Here is a 14183-nt window from a genome sequence, read left to right as displayed (position 1 = left end):
GTCTTGCCTGGCGCGAATCACGTTTAAGAGGACGCAATCCCGTCCGGTCCAGCGGCGGTTCCGAAGGCACGTCAGGAGCGCTCGCGCGGGCTGGAAGCTGCGCTGTAGCGGGTCGAGAGGCCTGTTACGGTTCCGGGCGTCCGGGCGTGAGCCTGGCGGGAACGCCGGAGTATAACAGAGCAATCACTGCGCGCTGCTTTCCTGCTGCTCAACGGTTTTGCCGCCAACCATGGCGTCACGCAGTGACGCGCTATCAACCGGCGCAGCACCGTAACGTGCGCTGAGCTCGGCGTAGGCCGGTTCGCGCTTGAAACGCTTGAGCTCGGCACCAAAGCGCTGCACCAGCAAGTCCATGCCGGCATTGCGCCGAACCGCAAGAAACTGGCTCTGGCGGCTGATAACCGTCGGGTTTTCGGTGATCAGATCGCGGATGTTCAATTCATCGAGCAAATGCTGGCCGACGCGGCGATCGGTAATCAGCAGGTCGATACGCCCGCGCACCAGTTTGCCGAAGTTGGCTTCATGGGTCGGCGCAGGCTCACGGGTAAACAGCTGCGACTGGCTGAAGTCAGGGCTGTACAGATAGCCCGGCGAGGTGCCGATGGTCAGGCCTTTGAGTTGTTCGAGGGTGGTGAAAGGGTGCGGCCGATCATTGGCGTAGAACATTACGAATTCGACGTCGGACAGCGGCTCGCTGGGGTAAAGCAGGGTGGCGTCGCGCTCGGCGCTGTGAAAGATGTCCAGCGCACCGTCGGCCTGACCGGTTTCGAGCATCGACAGGCAGCGCTTCCATGGCAGGAACTGCCACTCGACTTCAATGCCCAGACGCTTGAACACGATGGCGGTGGTTTCGTAGTCCAGGCCGAGATTCTGCCCGCCCTGCTCGTACACATACGGCGCCCACGGCTCGGTGACAATACGCAACTTCTCCCCCCGGGCGCCGACGCTCAGGCAAGTCAGAAGAATAACGCTCAGCAGTTGGGCAATAAGGGGCATGGCCTGAGGTTAGTACGCGAAACGCCTGATGAGAAGCTCTGGCATGCATGTTTCGCGCAGACCCCAGGCGTAATGGCCGCCATGGTCTTATTTGCTCGAGGTTTTCAGCAGGTGTTTATGAACCTTGGCGTGGCGCGCACCGAGAATCCGCTTGACCAGACCACGACTGAACCAGTCCCTGAGCAAGTGCTTGCAGACCGGCTTGCCGATGCGTTGCTGCTGGTTTTCCAGCGCCTTGTCCCACCAGACCGGTGCACACGCCTGATCGAACTCGTTGGGGTGGTCATAGCAGCCGTAAAGGATTTCGCGAATGAACTGACGCAGATATGCCGGCAGCAGCAGCGTGATGAGCTTGTAGAACATTCGCTGCAGTCGCGGCGGTCGAGGCAGTTGTGGTGACACACGCCGGGTGTCGTCCAGCGCAGCTTCGCCCGTCGGGTTGTCGCCATGTTTGGCGACCCAGGCCTGAACCTTGGCCCTGAACAGATGTTTGCGGCTCCAGTAATGGTGAATCAGATCCGGGCACTTGTTGACGTTTACCGTGCGATAGGCGGCCACCGACAGGCAGAACTCTTCAAGGGTGTAGGCGCCCTGTGCCGACGGAAACAGCTCATCGATCAAGGCGATGGAGCGGTCGAGCACGTGTGCGTCCTGCCGGTGCAAGCCAATGACCCCGGAGTTGAGCAGGCGCATGTGATCATCAGTCAGGCCTTTGTCCAGCAGGGTTGCCGACAGCGTGCGGTAGAGCAGGCTCATCTTGTTGTCGCCATAGCGGGCGTAATAGTCGTTGCACAGCAGCGTGCCGGGCTGAACCCGCTCGAACAGTTTCAGCGGCGAGCAGTGGAAAAACGTATCGGTGTCGATCAGCAGCGCCGTTTCATGCTCTTCAAGTACCGAGCGCAGCGCGACATGCTTGATGCGGAAGTGATAACCGTGGGGCTCGCTCCATTTCTGGCGCGTTTCGGCGTCCAGCGGGCGAATGCGTACGGGGAGATGCTCGTAGGGTTGCGGATTGTCGCTGAAAACCTGGATATCGATCGCGGCATCCGGAGTCTCGCGCAACCACGCCAGAGCACTGGCGATGCTGAAAACAGCTTCCTGATGGTAGGTCTCGGCACCGAAAACCAGATAGACCAGTTGAGGGCGTGTTTTTGTTTGCGCGCAGATCATTGACGACAACATTCCATTTGGTGCTTTTCATTGAAAAGGCCCGGTAAGGGCCTTTTTTTATACCGCATGAAAAACCTTCAGCGCGGCAGCTTGAGGTTGTTCCAGATCGCCAGGCTAGGTTCGGCCTGGTTCATCGAGTAGAAGTGCAGCCCCGGTGCGCCGCCCTGCAGCAGGCGTTCGCACATCTCGCTGACGACTTGTTCGCCAAAGCGTTGAATGCTTTGCGTGTCATCACCGTAGGCTTCCAGTTGCTTGCGGATCCAGCGCGGGATTTCCGCACCGCAGGCGTCGGAGAAGCGCGCGAGTTTGCTGTAGTTGGTGATCGGCATGATCCCCGGCACGATCGGCAGATCCACGCCCAGCGCCTGCAAACGGTCGACGAAGTAGAAGTAGCTGTCGGCGTTGAAGAAGTACTGGGTGATCGCGCTGTCGGCACCGGCCTTGGCCTTGCGCACGAAGTTGGCGAGATCGTCTTCGTAGTTGCGCGCTTGCGGATGCATCTCCGGGTAAGCGGCGACTTCGATGTGGAAATGATCGGCGGTTTCTTCACGAATGAACTCCACCAGTTCATTGGCGTGACGCAGCTCACCGCTGGTCATGCCCATGCCGGACGGCAGGTCGCCACGCAGGGCAACGATGCGCTTGATGCCGGCAGCCTTGTATTCGTTCAGCAGGCCGCGCAGGTCGTCCTTGCTGTCACCAACGCACGACAGGTGCGGAGCGGCGGGAACTTTGACTTCGCTTTCCAGCTGCAGCACGGTGTTGAGCGTGCGATCACGGGTCGAACCGCCAGCGCCGTAGGTGCAGGAAAAGAAATCCGGGTTGTAGGTGGCCAACTGACGGGCAGTGGCAAGCAGCTTTTCTTGCCCGGCATCGGTCTTGGTCGGGAAAAACTCGAAGCTGTAGCGACGGTCTTGGGACATGGTCATACCCTTGTAAACAAGTACCTTCGAGGCGCTGCAATCCCGTGTGGGAGCGAGCCTGCTCGCGAAAGCGCTGGGTCAGACAACACGGATGTTGAATGATAAGCCGCCTTCGCGAGCAAGCTCGCTCCTACAGGGAGAGCGAGCTTTCAGCGCCTGTTAGTAGCGGTAGGCGTGCGGCTTGAACGGGCCTTCGACGGTGACGCCGATGTAGTCAGCCTGTTGCTTGGTCAGTTGAGTGACCACGCCGCCGAAGCCGCGAACCATTTCCAGGGCCACTTCTTCGTCGAGTTTCTTCGGCAGCACTTCAACGGTCAGACGCTCGGCTTTCTGCGCTGGCGACAGGTCGGCGTATTTCTGGCCGAACAGGAAGATCTGTGCCAGAACCTGGTTGGCGAACGAACCGTCCATGATGCGGCTCGGGTGACCGGTGGCGTTGCCCAGGTTCACCAGACGGCCTTCGGCCAGCAGGATCAGGTAGTCGTCGTTCTGTGGATCGAAGCTGCCAGCGCCGGTGCGGTGAACCTTGTGCACCTGTGGCTTCACTTCTTCCCATGCCCAGTTCTTGCGCATGAAAGCGGTGTCGATTTCGTTGTCGAAGTGACCGATGTTGCAGACAACGGCGCGCTTCTTCAGGGCTTTGAGCATATTCGCGTCGCAAACATTGACGTTACCGGTGGTGGTCACGATCAGGTCGATCTTGCCCAGCAGCGCTTTGTCGATGCTCGCTTCGGAACCGTCGTTGATACCGTCGATGAACGGCGACACCAGTTCGAAACCGTCCATGCAGGCTTGCATGGCGCAGATCGGGTCGACTTCCGACACTTTGACGATCATGCCTTCCTGACGCAGGGACTGGGCCGAGCCCTTGCCCACGTCACCGTAACCGATGACCAGCGCTTGCTTGCCCGACAGCAGGTGGTCGGTGCCGCGCTTGATCGCATCGTTCAGGCTGTGACGGCAGCCGTACTTGTTGTCGTTCTTGGACTTGGTCACCGAGTCGTTGACGTTGATCGCCGGGATCTTCAGCTCGCCCTTGGCCAGCATGTCCAGCAGACGGTGTACGCCAGTGGTGGTTTCTTCGGTCACGCCGTGAACGCGATCGAGCACTTGCGGGTATTTCTTGTGCAGCAGCTCGGTCAGGTCGCCGCCGTCGTCGAGGATCATGTTGGCGTCCCATGGCTGGCCATCCTTGAGGATGGTCTGCTCCAGGCACCACTCGTACTCTTCTTCAGTCTCGCCTTTCCAGGCGAACACCGGGATACCGGCGGCAGCGATAGCGGCAGCGGCCTGATCCTGAGTGGAGAAAATGTTGCAGGACGACCAGCGTACTTCGGCACCCAGGGCAACCAGGGTTTCGATCAGCACGGCAGTCTGAATGGTCATGTGGATGCAGCCGAGGATTTTCGCGCCCTTGAGCGGCTGCTCGGCAGCGTATTTGCGGCGCAGACCCATCAGGGCAGGCATTTCCGATTCGGCGATGATGGTTTCGCGACGGCCCCAGGCAGCCAGGGACATGTCGGCAACTTTGTAATCGGTAAAATCGGCAGGCGTGTTGACAGCGCTCATGAAGAGCCTCCATTCGTAATGTATGCGAATGGGCGCCGTTGTGCGTTTAGTGTCCGGCGTGAGCCGGTCAACGCCCCATCCGAGCCTGACAGGTCGAACCTGCTGCAGCGCCCCTCGGACAGGTGGCGGGAAAACGGCATAGCCGTTCTGAATCGGTGGCGATTATAGCGGTCTTCGCCCGGCTAGTGGCAAGCGGCAAGCTACAAGCGGCAAGTAAAAGCCAATCCGCTTTTACTTGCAGCTTGTAGCTGAAAACTTGAAGCTGGGGGCCAATACCCCTAACGCTCAAACGCCTCGACCCAGGAGCCCCCCATGAATTTCCACACCCGCAAATGGGTTAAACCCGAAGACCTCAACCCCAACGGCACCCTGTTCGGCGGCAGCCTGCTGCGCTGGATCGACGAAGAAGCGGCGATCTACGCCATCGTGCAACTGGGCAACCAGCGTGTGGTGACCAAGTACATCTCGGAAATCAACTTCGTCAGCGCCTCGCGCCAGGGCGACATCATCGAACTGGGCATCACCGCCACCGAATTCGGCCGCACCTCGATCACCCTGACCTGCGAAGTGCGCAACAAGATCACCCGCAAGAGCATCCTGACCGTCGAGAAGATGGTGTTCGTCAACCTCGGCGAAGACGGCCTGCCGGCGCCGCACGGGCGGACCGAGATCAAATATGTGAAAGACCAGTTCAAGGATGACGAGGCCGTTCAATAAGATCGGCGGCGCATTCTTCGCGAGCAGGCTCGCTCCCACAGGAATCACCTGTGCCTGTAGGAGCTGCCGAAGGCTGCGATCTTTTGATCTTGTTTCTGAAAATCAAAATCAAAAGATCGCAGCCTTCGGCAGCTCCTACCCTGGATTGGTGTGCATGCAGAGATTTGCGCCGCGCCTACAGAACGTATTCCCAAGCGCAACGGTCGTAGCTACATCCCCCCCCACCGGTTGCCACGCCATGACCACCCCCACCAGCGACAAGACCCCCGACCTCTCGGCCAAGGAGCAGCACGAGGTCGAAAAGAGCCAGCCGCCGCGCGCGGCCGTTCTGCATGAAATCATCCGCACTCAGGGCGATCAGGAACTGGAGCGCAGCATTGCCGCGCTGTGGTGGTCGGCGCTGGCGGCAGGGTTGACCATGGGCCTGTCGCTGATGGGCATGGGATTGCTCAATTCGCGCCTGCCCGACGGCGACGAATTCAAGGTGATCGCCAGTTTCGGCTACTGCGCCGGTTTCCTCGCGGTCATCCTCGCGCGCCAGCAACTGTTCACCGAAAACACCCTGACCGCCGTGCTGCCGGTGATGACCAGGCCGACGCTGAAGAATTTCCTGCGCCTGATCCGTCTGTGGACAGTGGTATTGGTCGGCAACCTCTGCGGGACGATTCTGGTGGCGTACGTGATGCTGGAACTGCCGATTTTCGACAGCAAGACCGACGTCGCCTTCCTCGAAATCGGCCGTAAGGTCATGGAGCACAGCGCCAGTCAGATGTTCGCCAAGGGCATTGTTTCCGGCTGGATGATCGCCACCATGGTCTGGATGATCCCGTCCATGGAGAGCGCGAAGATGTGGATCATCATCCTCATCACCTACTTCATGGCACTGGGCGATTTCACCCACATCGTCGTCGGATCGGCGGAAGTGTCCTATCTGGTGTTTGCCGGCGAGTTGCCGTGGAGTGATTTCTGGGCGGTGTTCGCCGGACCTACGCTGGCGGGGAACATCATTGGCGGCAGCTTCATCTTCGCGCTGATCAGCCATGCGCAGATTCGCAGTGAAAGCGGTGCGCCGAAGGAGTCTGCGGATCAGGCTGTTGAGCCCGATCCGCAGTCGATCAAGAAATGATCAGTGGTGGGCTGGCTCAGCCACGCTGGCCGGCTCGTTGCGCGTCGCGTGCTTGACCAGTTTGCCGATGGTCAGGCCCTGCAGCAGGATCGACGAGAGCACGACGATGTAGGTGATGCTCAGCAGCAGGTCGCGCTCCGGGCCCAGCGGCAGGGCCAGAGCCAGTGCCACCGACACACCACCGCGCAAACCGCCCCAGGTGAGGATGCGGATGGTGCCAGCCGGCACTGAGCGCCAGCGACGCAGCAAGAGGATCGCCGGGGCCACGGTAAGCAGGCGCGACAGCAGAATCGCCACCGCCAGCAGACCTGCAGCGGCCATGTGCAGCCAGTTGAACGGCAGCAGCAACAACTCCATGCCGATCAGCGCAAACAGCAGCGCGTTGAGCATGTCATCGAGCAACTCCCAGAAACCGTCGAGGTAGCGCCGGGTCATGTCGTTCATCGCCAGGTTGCGCCCCAGGTTGCCGATGATCAGCCCGGCGACCACCATCGCGATCGGCGCCGAGACGTGCAGCTCGGTGGACATCGCCGAACCGCCGATTACCAGGGCCAGGGTCAGCATTACGGTTATCTGGTGCTGCTCGATGCTTTTGATCATGCGATAGACCAGATAACCGATCAGCCCGCCGAACAACACACCACCAATCGCTTCGTGGACGAAGAGCATGGCCGTGGCGCTGACGGTCGGGGTTTCGCCCAGTTGCGCGATGCCCAGCAGCACAGTGAAGACCACCACCGCCGTGCCGTCGTTGAACAGTGATTCGCCGACGATGGTGGTTTTCAGTGGTTTCGAAGCGTTGGCGGTACGCAACACGCCGAGCACGGCAATCGGGTCGGTCGGAGAGATCAGCGCGCCGAACAACAGGCAGTAGAGGAAACTCACGTGCCAGCCGAACAGGGCAAAAATGTAGAAGGCGAGGCTGCCGATCACCACGGTGGCGATCAACACGCCGAAGGTCGCCAACAGGCCGATCGGCCAACGGTAGCTGCGCAAGTCATTCAAGTTGACGTGCAGGGCGCCGGCGAACAGCAGGAACGAGAGCATCCAGTTCATCAGCAGATCGCCGAAGTCGATCTGGCCGATCAGTTGTTGCACGCGGTCTTCCAGACCGGGGAAGCCGAGGACGCTGAGGCCTTGCAGGAGCAGTGAGAACAGCAGGGCGGTAACCATCACGCCGATGGTCGGCGGCAGGCCGATAAAGCGGAAATTGACGAAGGTCAGGAGGGTGGTGAGGCAGATGAAAGCGGCGACGAGTTCAAGCATCCGGGGTCCTTTGGATGGAGAGTGAATGGAGCGCGACCGGAGTCTGGACGCAGGGGTTTGATGGGGCGGGGTTGACTGAGGGCACATTCGAATTGCGCGTCACGCCCAGCAGCCCCTCACCCCAGCCCTCTCCCAGAGGGAGAGGGAGCCGACCGAGGTGTCTGGCGAGGTGCATCGACCTGGACGATCGGGTCGATTATGGATTCAGCAATGCACGTTCAAGTCGGCGTGGGTATCGAGCATCCCCCGATCAGTCTCCTCTCCCTTCGGGAGAGGGCTAGGGTGAGGGCTCTATCCGACACACCACGATCAGCCAGACACATTGACCGCACTCGCCCGCCGACGTTGCAGGTAAATGAACAACAGCGCCGTCAGCACCGTCAGCACGCCAACCAGCGCCCCGGTCCACGGCAGGTCCGCCAAATCCGCACCGCTGGCAACCACCAGCCCGCCAATCCAGGCACCTGCTGCGTTGCCCAGATTGAACGCGCTTTGGTTCAGCGTCGAACCCAGATTCGGCGCTTCGTGCGCCTGATCGATGATCAACAGCTGCAGAATCGGGCACAGCGCAAAGGCGAAAATTCCCCACAGCACCAGGGTGATCGCCGCCGGAATCACCGCGCGGCTGGTCTGGCTGAACGCCGCGAGAATCACCACGACTGCCAGCGCAACGCCGACCAGCGATGGCAGCAAGCGGCTGTCGGCCAGACGCCCGCCGAGCATGCTGCCCGCTGTCAGGCCGACGCCGAACAACAGCAGCATCACCGTCACGCCGTGGGGGCTGACGCCAGTGATGTCTTGCAGAATCGGCGCGATATAGGTGAACACGCTGAACAGGCTGGTCGAGGCCAGCACGCTCATGCCCAGGGCCAGCAGCACGTTGGCCTTGCCCAGCACCTTGAATTCGCTGGCGAGATTGGCCTTGTCCATCGCGATGTGTTTCGGCAACCACAACCATTGCGCCAGCGCGGCGACAATGCCGATTACCGACACCGCCCAGAAGGTCGAGCGCCAGCCAGCGTATTGGCCCAGCGCTGTGCCCAATGGCACGCCGAGGACGTTGGCCAGGGTCAGGCCGGTGAACATCATGGCAATGGCTTGCGCGCGTTTGTTCGGCGCCACCAGGCCGGCGGCAACCACCGAGCCAATGCCGAAAAACGCCCCGTGACACAGCGCCGTGACCACCCGCGCCGCCATCAGCGTCGCGTAGTTCGGCGCGAGCGCGCAGAGCACGTTGCCGAGGATGAACATCAGCGTCATGCCCAGCAGTGTCGCTTTGCGCGGCATATTGGCGGTGCCGATCGCCAGGATCGGTGCGCCGAACACCACGCCCAGGGCGTAACCGGTGATCAGCAGCCCGGCATGAGGAATGCTTACCGCCAGATCGCGGGCAACGTCGGGCAGCAGGCCCATGATGACGAATTCGGTGGTGCCGATGCCGAACGCGGCAACGGCGAGTGCAAGCAAAGCGAGGGGCATGCGCAAGGTCTCTGTCGGTAGTCTTGACGCTTTGATCAGGCATACGCGTGCCAGCGACCGTTTTCGAAGAAAGCGGAGCAGGCAGCTTTTATTGGAATTTTTTGGTGTGCAGCTGAGTACGGCGTGGTGGGTTGCAGTATAAACAGCTGCTGACACATGGCGAATCAATAATCTGACTAATCGACGGCGCGCTGGAAGTGCCGTGTTATATCCAGCTGAAAGAACCTTTCTGCCGGGCGCGGCTCTTAGCCTGTGGGCAGGTGCTGATCGGCATGCTGGTGATGAATTTCTGATCGCTCGCCAATTTCTCCAATCGAAAAAAGGACGACGTTATGACAGTGGCTCTGTGGTGTGTGTTGATCGCGATTTTCCTGCCGTACGTGTGCACGATCGTGGCGAAGGCCACCGGCGGTTTCCGCCTCAAGGACAATTACGATCCACGGGACTTTCTCGACAGCGTCGATGGCGTCGCCCGTCGCGCCCACGCCGCGCAACTGAACAGCTTTGAAGTAACGCCTGCGTTTGCCGCTGCGGTGATCGTTGCCCACCTGGTCGGCACTGCGCAGCTGGTGACGGTCAATGTGCTGGCCGTGCTGTTTATCACCAGTCGCCTGCTGTACATCATCTGCTACCTGGCTGACTGGGCAGCACTGCGTTCGGTGGTGTGGTTTATCGGGATGGGGCTGATTGCTTCGTTTTTCTTTGTGTCGATCTGATTATCGGCTGTTGCTGCCGCCCTCTTCGCGAGCAGGCTCGCTCCCACATGGAAATGCATTCCAGATGTGGGAGCGAGCCTGCTCGCGAAAGCGATGGATCAGGCCACGAAGAACCTAAGACTTTTGCTTCGGTGTATCCGCCACCTGCGGGACCTGCGGCAACGCCGCCCCTTTGGGCCAGAGCATCCAGATCTGCCCCTGCTGCTTCATGTCCCCGGCCAGTTGTCCGGCCGCATCACCCGTGCCCCAGAACAGATCCGCGCGCACCTCGCCGGCAATCGCGCCGCCGGTATCCTGCGCCGCGACCGGGCGCACCAGTGGGGTGCCATCCGGTTTGGTGGTCGACAGCCATAACAGACTGCCCAACGGAATCACCTTGCGATCCACCGCCGCGCTGTAGCCGGCGGTCAGCGGCACGTTCAGCGAGCCGCGTGGGCCTTCGTTGCTGTCCGGGTTGCGGGTGAAGAACACGTAGCTCGGGTTGCTGGCCAGCAGTTCCGGGATGCGCGTCGGGTTGGCCTTGGCCCAGTCGCTGATTGCGGTCATGGTCACGTCTTCTTTCTTCAGCTCGCCTTGCTCGACCAGCCAGCGACCGATCGGGCGATACGGGTGGCCGTTCTGATCGGCGTAGGCGATGCGCAATTGTTTGCCGTCCTCGGTCTGAATCCGGCCCGAGCCCTGAATCTGCAGGAATTGCAGATTCATTGGATCAGTCAGATAGGCGACCACTGGCGCTTTCACGCCTTTGGATTCAATGGTCGCCGCGTCGTCGTAAGGCTTGAGCACGCGACCTTCGAGACGGCCGCGCAGGCGCTTGCCTTTCAGTTCCGGATAGATGCTGTCGAGCGAGACGATGATCATGTCTTCCGGCACGCCATACACTGGCACGTTCGCCGTTGCGGTGGGCGTCAGGCTGCCGGGGTACACCGGTTCGTAGTAGCCAGTGATCAGACCGTTGGGGTTGTCGTTCTCGGCGCGCAGGCCGTAGACATCGAGATTCTGCTTGAGGAATGCACGAATCTCGGCGGCGCTTTGCGGCACATTCGCCGCCGCAGCGCAGGTCGGCCCCCAGACTGCGTCGGATTTGAGTCGTGTGCAGGCGCTGCGCCACGAGCCGAAACCGGCGACCAGATCGCTGTCGGAGACCGCTGGCAACGCTTCCCAGGTCGCGCTGGAATAAGTGGCCAGCGCATGGGTTTTCGGTTTGGCGCTGTCGCCGCCTGTGCAACCGGCGAGGATGGCGAGCAGTGGAAGGGTGACGATAAGCGGGTGACGCCAGGCCGTGAAGCGGCTGTTCATGGAGTGATTCCTGTGCCGGTTGGCCGAGTGCTCCATGCGCTCGACCAACCCGTATTTTTAATAGGGCTATTGGTGTTTGGCGGTGAGCCGAGGATACTGGTCGCCGATTTCCGCGACCTGAAGCCACCATGACTCTGAAACCCATTGCTGTTGTATTGCTGGCCTGCCTGGCTTTGTCCGCCTGCGGCGGTGTCGACCCGAATTCGCCGCTGGGTCAACGCAAGGCGATCTTCAAGCAGATGCTCAAGACCAGCGAAGACCTCGGCGGCATGTTGCGCGGGCGCATTGCCTTCGACGGGCCGAAATTTGCCGAGGGCGCGGTCAGACTTGATGCGTTGGCCCATGAGCCGTGGAAGCATTTTCCGCAGGTGCGCGAGGAAGATCACACCAGCGCCAAGGACGATGTCTGGCAAAAACAGGCGCGTTTTCAGGAACTGGCCCGCGCCCTCGAGACAGCCACCGGTGAATTGGTGGTCGCCAGTCAGGTTCAGCCGTACAAGGCCAGCAATCTTGGGCCGGCAGTGCAGAAAGTTGAAGATGCCTGCAGTGCTTGCCATAAAGAGTTTCGCGATCATTGATTCCTGAAGCTGCTGAGTGCCTTGTGGTGAGGGGATTTATCCCCGATGGGCTGCGAAGCAGCCCCAAAACCATACAACCGAGTTTTTTCAGTCAGACCGGACTAGCCGAATTTGCGACGGATTCGCCGCCGGACGGGGATAAATCCCCTCGCCACAGGGGCTTCGGTTACTTATCGATTTCGTCCAGTGCTTCCTGCAGTTCCTTGCGCGACTCGGCGAGCTTTTCCTTGCGCTTGTTGATCTTCTCCGGATCGCCTTTCTTCATGGCCTTGTCGAGGTCCGCCTGACGCTGGCTCACCTCATGCTTGGCCTCAAGCACTTTGTTCTCACGTTCTTTTTTCAGCCCGGCGTCGGTGCAGTGTTCATTGACTTCACGCAGTGCGGTTTCCAGGCCTGCCTGCTGCTCCATGTTGCCGCGCGACTTGGCCTGTTCGATCTGATTGATGATGCCCTGCTTCTTGGCAGCGCAACCGGTCAGGCCCGGGCCGTCTTCCTCGGCCATGACCGGAGCGGCCATGACGCCGCAAAGAGTAAGCAGGGCGAGCGGTGCGAGAAATTTCATAAAAGCTCCATGTGCAAAGGCAATCGGGGTGGGAGGGCACTGCGCTGTTGGAGCGTCTGGCCGGCCGTTGGGTTCCCGCCGGGCGGGGATTGCAGGTTCAGAAGCCGTCGATTCCGGCGGCTTTCAGGGTTTCACTCAAAGCCAGTACCTGCGGGTCGCGAAAGAATGCGCTCAGTTGCGCCGCGCGTCCCGGGCCGATGCCGGCTTCTGCCTGCCATTGTTCAGTGTCGCGTTGTGCCAGGGCCTGCCACGAATCGTCCAGTTGTGCCTGTCCGGTCGGCGGCATGCCCAGCGCTTTCAACCATCGAGCGAACGGCTGTTGCCGCGCGCCCTCAAAACTCTGGATCAAACGTGCGCTGCTGCGCTCGCCGAGGCCGGCAATGTTAGCAAGCTCTGACGCATCGAGGGTCAGCCAATCCAGCAGGTGTTTCAGACGGCCTGTTTCCAAAAGTTTCTCCCAGGTGCCACGCCCGACATGTTGCATGGCCAGGCCCTGCTTGCCACCGAGCCAGGTCAGACGCGCGAGAAACTGGCTTTCACACCCCGGCGTCGGTTGCCAGCAGCTCAGTACGTGGTAATCGCCGACATCGGGAATGCTGATGTCTGCCCGTTCGCTGGTGCGCAGCACGACACTGTCCAGGCGCGGAATGGTCAGCCCGGCCAGACTGATTGCCACCTGATCGCCGGGGCGAATGTCGAGGGTTTGCCAGCGCTTGAGCGAGCTGACGCTGACCCGTTTGATTTCGCGGTCATCGAGTCTGACTGGCAGTAGTTCCAGCACCGGCGTAATCCGCCCGGTGCGGCCGATCTTGAAATTGACCTTGCGCACCTCGGCCAGTGCCTGGGCGAACGGGTATTTCCAGGCTATCGCCCAATACGGCGCGCGAGCCTGCCAGCGTTCGGCAGGTGGCCGTTGGCTCTGACGCAGCACCACGCCGTCGCTGGCAAAGGGCAGGGGCGAGCGATACCAGTGCTCGCGCCATTTTTGTGCGTCTTCGAATCGGCTGACGGGCTGTGTAAAGGGCTCGGTTGTGGCGAACCCCAATGTCTGAAGTTCGGACAATCTTTCCGGCAGCCGCACAGGACCTTGCGGCCAGTCCCATACAAACAGACCGATCCCGGCGGCCTGGTCGGCATCCAGGGATTTGCGCCCCATCAGCCCGGCGATGGTGGCGCGGGCATTGACGCTGCCGGACTGTGATTGAACATGTGCGTTCAGGCGCCAATAGAGTTCGCCTTGCACCAGCAGATCCCGTGGCTGCCTCAAACGTTGCGGAATGGCTGCAATCCTGCGGGCGGAGGCGGTCCAGTCCTGGCCGTTGACCCCGTCACCGCGACTGATCGCCTGCTGCAATATTCCCTGGCGGTAGATCAGCGTGACAGCCACGCCGTCGACCTTGGGCTGCACCCAGACGTTCTGGCGATCGCGCAACCAGTGGGCGACGTCTTCGGCTTTGTGCAGCTTGTCCAGGCCGGTGTGGGCGATGGGGTGGGTGACCGGGCCGGACGCGGTGCGCAACGGCTGCGGGGATGAGGGTTGGTTGAAACAGGCTTGCCATTCTTTCAGCCGTAGCTGGGACTGGTCATAGAGTTCGTCGCTGATCAATGAGCGGCCTTCGAGGTGATAGGCGTCGTCCCATTGGTCGATCCGGTTTTGCAGGGCGGTGATTTCGCGTTGGGCTTGGGAAAGATCCCAGTTCGGGCAGTTGGCTTGGCTGACGAGGGTGATGAGTGCCAGCAGGAAGGCCAGCAACAGGCGCAGTGTGAAGAGCATTGTGAGCG

The 14183-nt window shown here is 60.8% G+C and carries 13 protein-coding genes and 1 riboswitch; of the genes, 4 read left to right on the top strand and 9 right to left on the bottom strand.

All coding sequences use genetic code 11. The features are described from left to right. Positions 1 to 183: 183 nt before the first annotated feature. From PspCFBP13508_RS09405 to ahcY, 4 genes are all read right to left on the bottom strand, one after another. The gene (locus PspCFBP13508_RS09405) at positions 184 to 996 is read right to left on the bottom strand and encodes a transporter substrate-binding domain-containing protein (RefSeq protein ID WP_137214292.1); all 813 of its coding nucleotides are present in this window, start codon (positions 994 to 996) and stop codon (positions 184 to 186) included. Positions 997 to 1083: 87 nt separating this feature from the next. Beyond that, positions 1084 to 2166, bottom strand: a complete 1083-nt coding sequence (locus PspCFBP13508_RS09400) for a hypothetical protein (RefSeq protein ID WP_137214291.1) — start codon at positions 2164 to 2166, stop codon at positions 1084 to 1086. A 77-nt stretch (positions 2167 to 2243) separates the two neighbouring features. Then, a complete protein-coding gene (gene metF, locus PspCFBP13508_RS09395; RefSeq protein WP_137214290.1) occupies positions 2244 to 3089 on the bottom strand; it encodes a methylenetetrahydrofolate reductase [NAD(P)H] in 846 nt (281 codons plus the stop codon). Between the two features lie 159 nt (positions 3090 to 3248). Further along, positions 3249 to 4658, bottom strand: coding sequence for an adenosylhomocysteinase (gene ahcY / locus PspCFBP13508_RS09390; RefSeq protein WP_016772771.1), 1410 nt, complete (start codon positions 4656 to 4658; stop codon positions 3249 to 3251). A gap of 23 nt (positions 4659 to 4681) precedes the next feature. Next, a riboswitch (S-adenosyl-L-homocysteine riboswitch) is annotated at positions 4682 to 4780 on the bottom strand. Positions 4781 to 4970: 190 nt separating this feature from the next. On the opposite strand from ahcY, the gene PspCFBP13508_RS09385 reads away from it, so the two are divergent. Further along, on the top strand, positions 4971 to 5375 hold the full coding sequence (locus tag PspCFBP13508_RS09385) for a hotdog domain-containing protein (RefSeq protein ID WP_016772772.1): 405 nt from the start codon (positions 4971 to 4973) through the stop codon (positions 5373 to 5375). 238 nt (positions 5376 to 5613) lie between these two features. Continuing rightward, positions 5614 to 6501, top strand: coding sequence for a formate/nitrite transporter family protein (locus tag PspCFBP13508_RS09375; RefSeq protein WP_137214289.1), 888 nt, complete (start codon positions 5614 to 5616; stop codon positions 6499 to 6501). Here PspCFBP13508_RS09375 and PspCFBP13508_RS09370 read toward each other — a convergent pair whose 3' ends face one another. Then, positions 6502 to 7767 carry a sodium:proton antiporter gene (locus PspCFBP13508_RS09370; RefSeq protein ID WP_137214288.1) on the bottom strand — a complete coding sequence of 422 codons (1266 nt, stop codon included), beginning with the start codon at positions 7765 to 7767 and terminating at the stop codon, positions 6502 to 6504. Between the two features lie 309 nt (positions 7768 to 8076). After that, positions 8077 to 9246 (bottom strand): MFS transporter, encoded by a 1170-nt coding sequence (locus PspCFBP13508_RS09365; RefSeq protein ID WP_071173880.1) that lies wholly within the window; start codon positions 9244 to 9246, stop codon positions 8077 to 8079. Positions 9247 to 9578: 332 nt separating this feature from the next. Here PspCFBP13508_RS09365 and PspCFBP13508_RS09360 point away from each other — a divergent pair, with 332 nt between their 5' ends. Then, positions 9579 to 9962: an MAPEG family protein gene (locus PspCFBP13508_RS09360; RefSeq protein ID WP_039757593.1), complete on the top strand. Its 384-nt coding sequence runs from the start codon at positions 9579 to 9581 to the stop codon at positions 9960 to 9962. A 114-nt stretch (positions 9963 to 10076) separates the two neighbouring features. Here PspCFBP13508_RS09360 and PspCFBP13508_RS09355 read toward each other — a convergent pair whose 3' ends face one another. Next, positions 10077 to 11261: a murein transglycosylase A gene (locus tag PspCFBP13508_RS09355; protein WP_137214287.1), complete on the bottom strand. Its 1185-nt coding sequence runs from the start codon at positions 11259 to 11261 to the stop codon at positions 10077 to 10079. 128 nt (positions 11262 to 11389) lie between these two features. On the opposite strand from PspCFBP13508_RS09355, the gene PspCFBP13508_RS09350 reads away from it, so the two are divergent. After that, positions 11390 to 11839 (top strand): cytochrome c, encoded by a 450-nt coding sequence (locus PspCFBP13508_RS09350; protein ID WP_137214286.1) that lies wholly within the window; start codon positions 11390 to 11392, stop codon positions 11837 to 11839. A gap of 166 nt (positions 11840 to 12005) precedes the next feature. Here PspCFBP13508_RS09350 and PspCFBP13508_RS09345 read toward each other — a convergent pair whose 3' ends face one another. Then, complete coding sequence (locus PspCFBP13508_RS09345) at positions 12006 to 12401, bottom strand: DUF1090 domain-containing protein (protein ID WP_016772779.1); 396 nt, start codon at positions 12399 to 12401, stop codon at positions 12006 to 12008. Between the two features lie 97 nt (positions 12402 to 12498). Next, a complete protein-coding gene (gene ligB / locus PspCFBP13508_RS09340; RefSeq protein ID WP_137214285.1) occupies positions 12499 to 14175 on the bottom strand; it encodes an NAD-dependent DNA ligase LigB in 1677 nt (558 codons plus the stop codon). Positions 14176 to 14183 lie beyond the last annotated feature (8 nt).

Origin of the sequence: Pseudomonas sp. CFBP13508 (assembly GCF_005233515.1) — a bacterium.
Lineage (GTDB): Bacteria > Pseudomonadota > Gammaproteobacteria > Pseudomonadales > Pseudomonadaceae > Aquipseudomonas > Aquipseudomonas mercuritolerans.
This window is presented reverse-complemented; position numbering and strand designations above follow the sequence as displayed.

Excerpts from the sequence above, each read along its gene's own strand:
- PspCFBP13508_RS09405 (WP_137214292.1), bottom strand. The coding sequence starts at position 996 with ATGCCCCTTATTGCCCAACTGCTGAGCGTTATTCTTCTGACTTGCCTG.
- PspCFBP13508_RS09400 (WP_137214291.1), bottom strand. The coding sequence starts at position 2,166 with ATGATCTGCGCGCAAACAAAAACACGCCCTCAACTGGTCTATCTGGTT.
- metF (WP_137214290.1), bottom strand. The coding sequence starts at position 3,089 with ATGTCCCAAGACCGTCGCTACAGCTTCGAGTTTTTCCCGACCAAGACC.
- ahcY (WP_016772771.1), bottom strand. The coding sequence starts at position 4,658 with ATGAGCGCTGTCAACACGCCTGCCGATTTTACCGATTACAAAGTTGCC.
- PspCFBP13508_RS09385 (WP_016772772.1), top strand. The coding sequence starts at position 4,971 with ATGAATTTCCACACCCGCAAATGGGTTAAACCCGAAGACCTCAACCCC.
- PspCFBP13508_RS09375 (WP_137214289.1), top strand. The coding sequence starts at position 5,614 with ATGACCACCCCCACCAGCGACAAGACCCCCGACCTCTCGGCCAAGGAG.
- PspCFBP13508_RS09370 (WP_137214288.1), bottom strand. The coding sequence starts at position 7,767 with ATGCTTGAACTCGTCGCCGCTTTCATCTGCCTCACCACCCTCCTGACC.
- PspCFBP13508_RS09365 (WP_071173880.1), bottom strand. The coding sequence starts at position 9,246 with ATGCCCCTCGCTTTGCTTGCACTCGCCGTTGCCGCGTTCGGCATCGGC.
- PspCFBP13508_RS09360 (WP_039757593.1), top strand. The coding sequence starts at position 9,579 with ATGACAGTGGCTCTGTGGTGTGTGTTGATCGCGATTTTCCTGCCGTAC.
- PspCFBP13508_RS09355 (WP_137214287.1), bottom strand. The coding sequence starts at position 11,261 with ATGAACAGCCGCTTCACGGCCTGGCGTCACCCGCTTATCGTCACCCTT.
- PspCFBP13508_RS09350 (WP_137214286.1), top strand. The coding sequence starts at position 11,390 with ATGACTCTGAAACCCATTGCTGTTGTATTGCTGGCCTGCCTGGCTTTG.
- PspCFBP13508_RS09345 (WP_016772779.1), bottom strand. The coding sequence starts at position 12,401 with ATGAAATTTCTCGCACCGCTCGCCCTGCTTACTCTTTGCGGCGTCATG.
- ligB (WP_137214285.1), bottom strand. The coding sequence starts at position 14,175 with ATGCTCTTCACACTGCGCCTGTTGCTGGCCTTCCTGCTGGCACTCATC.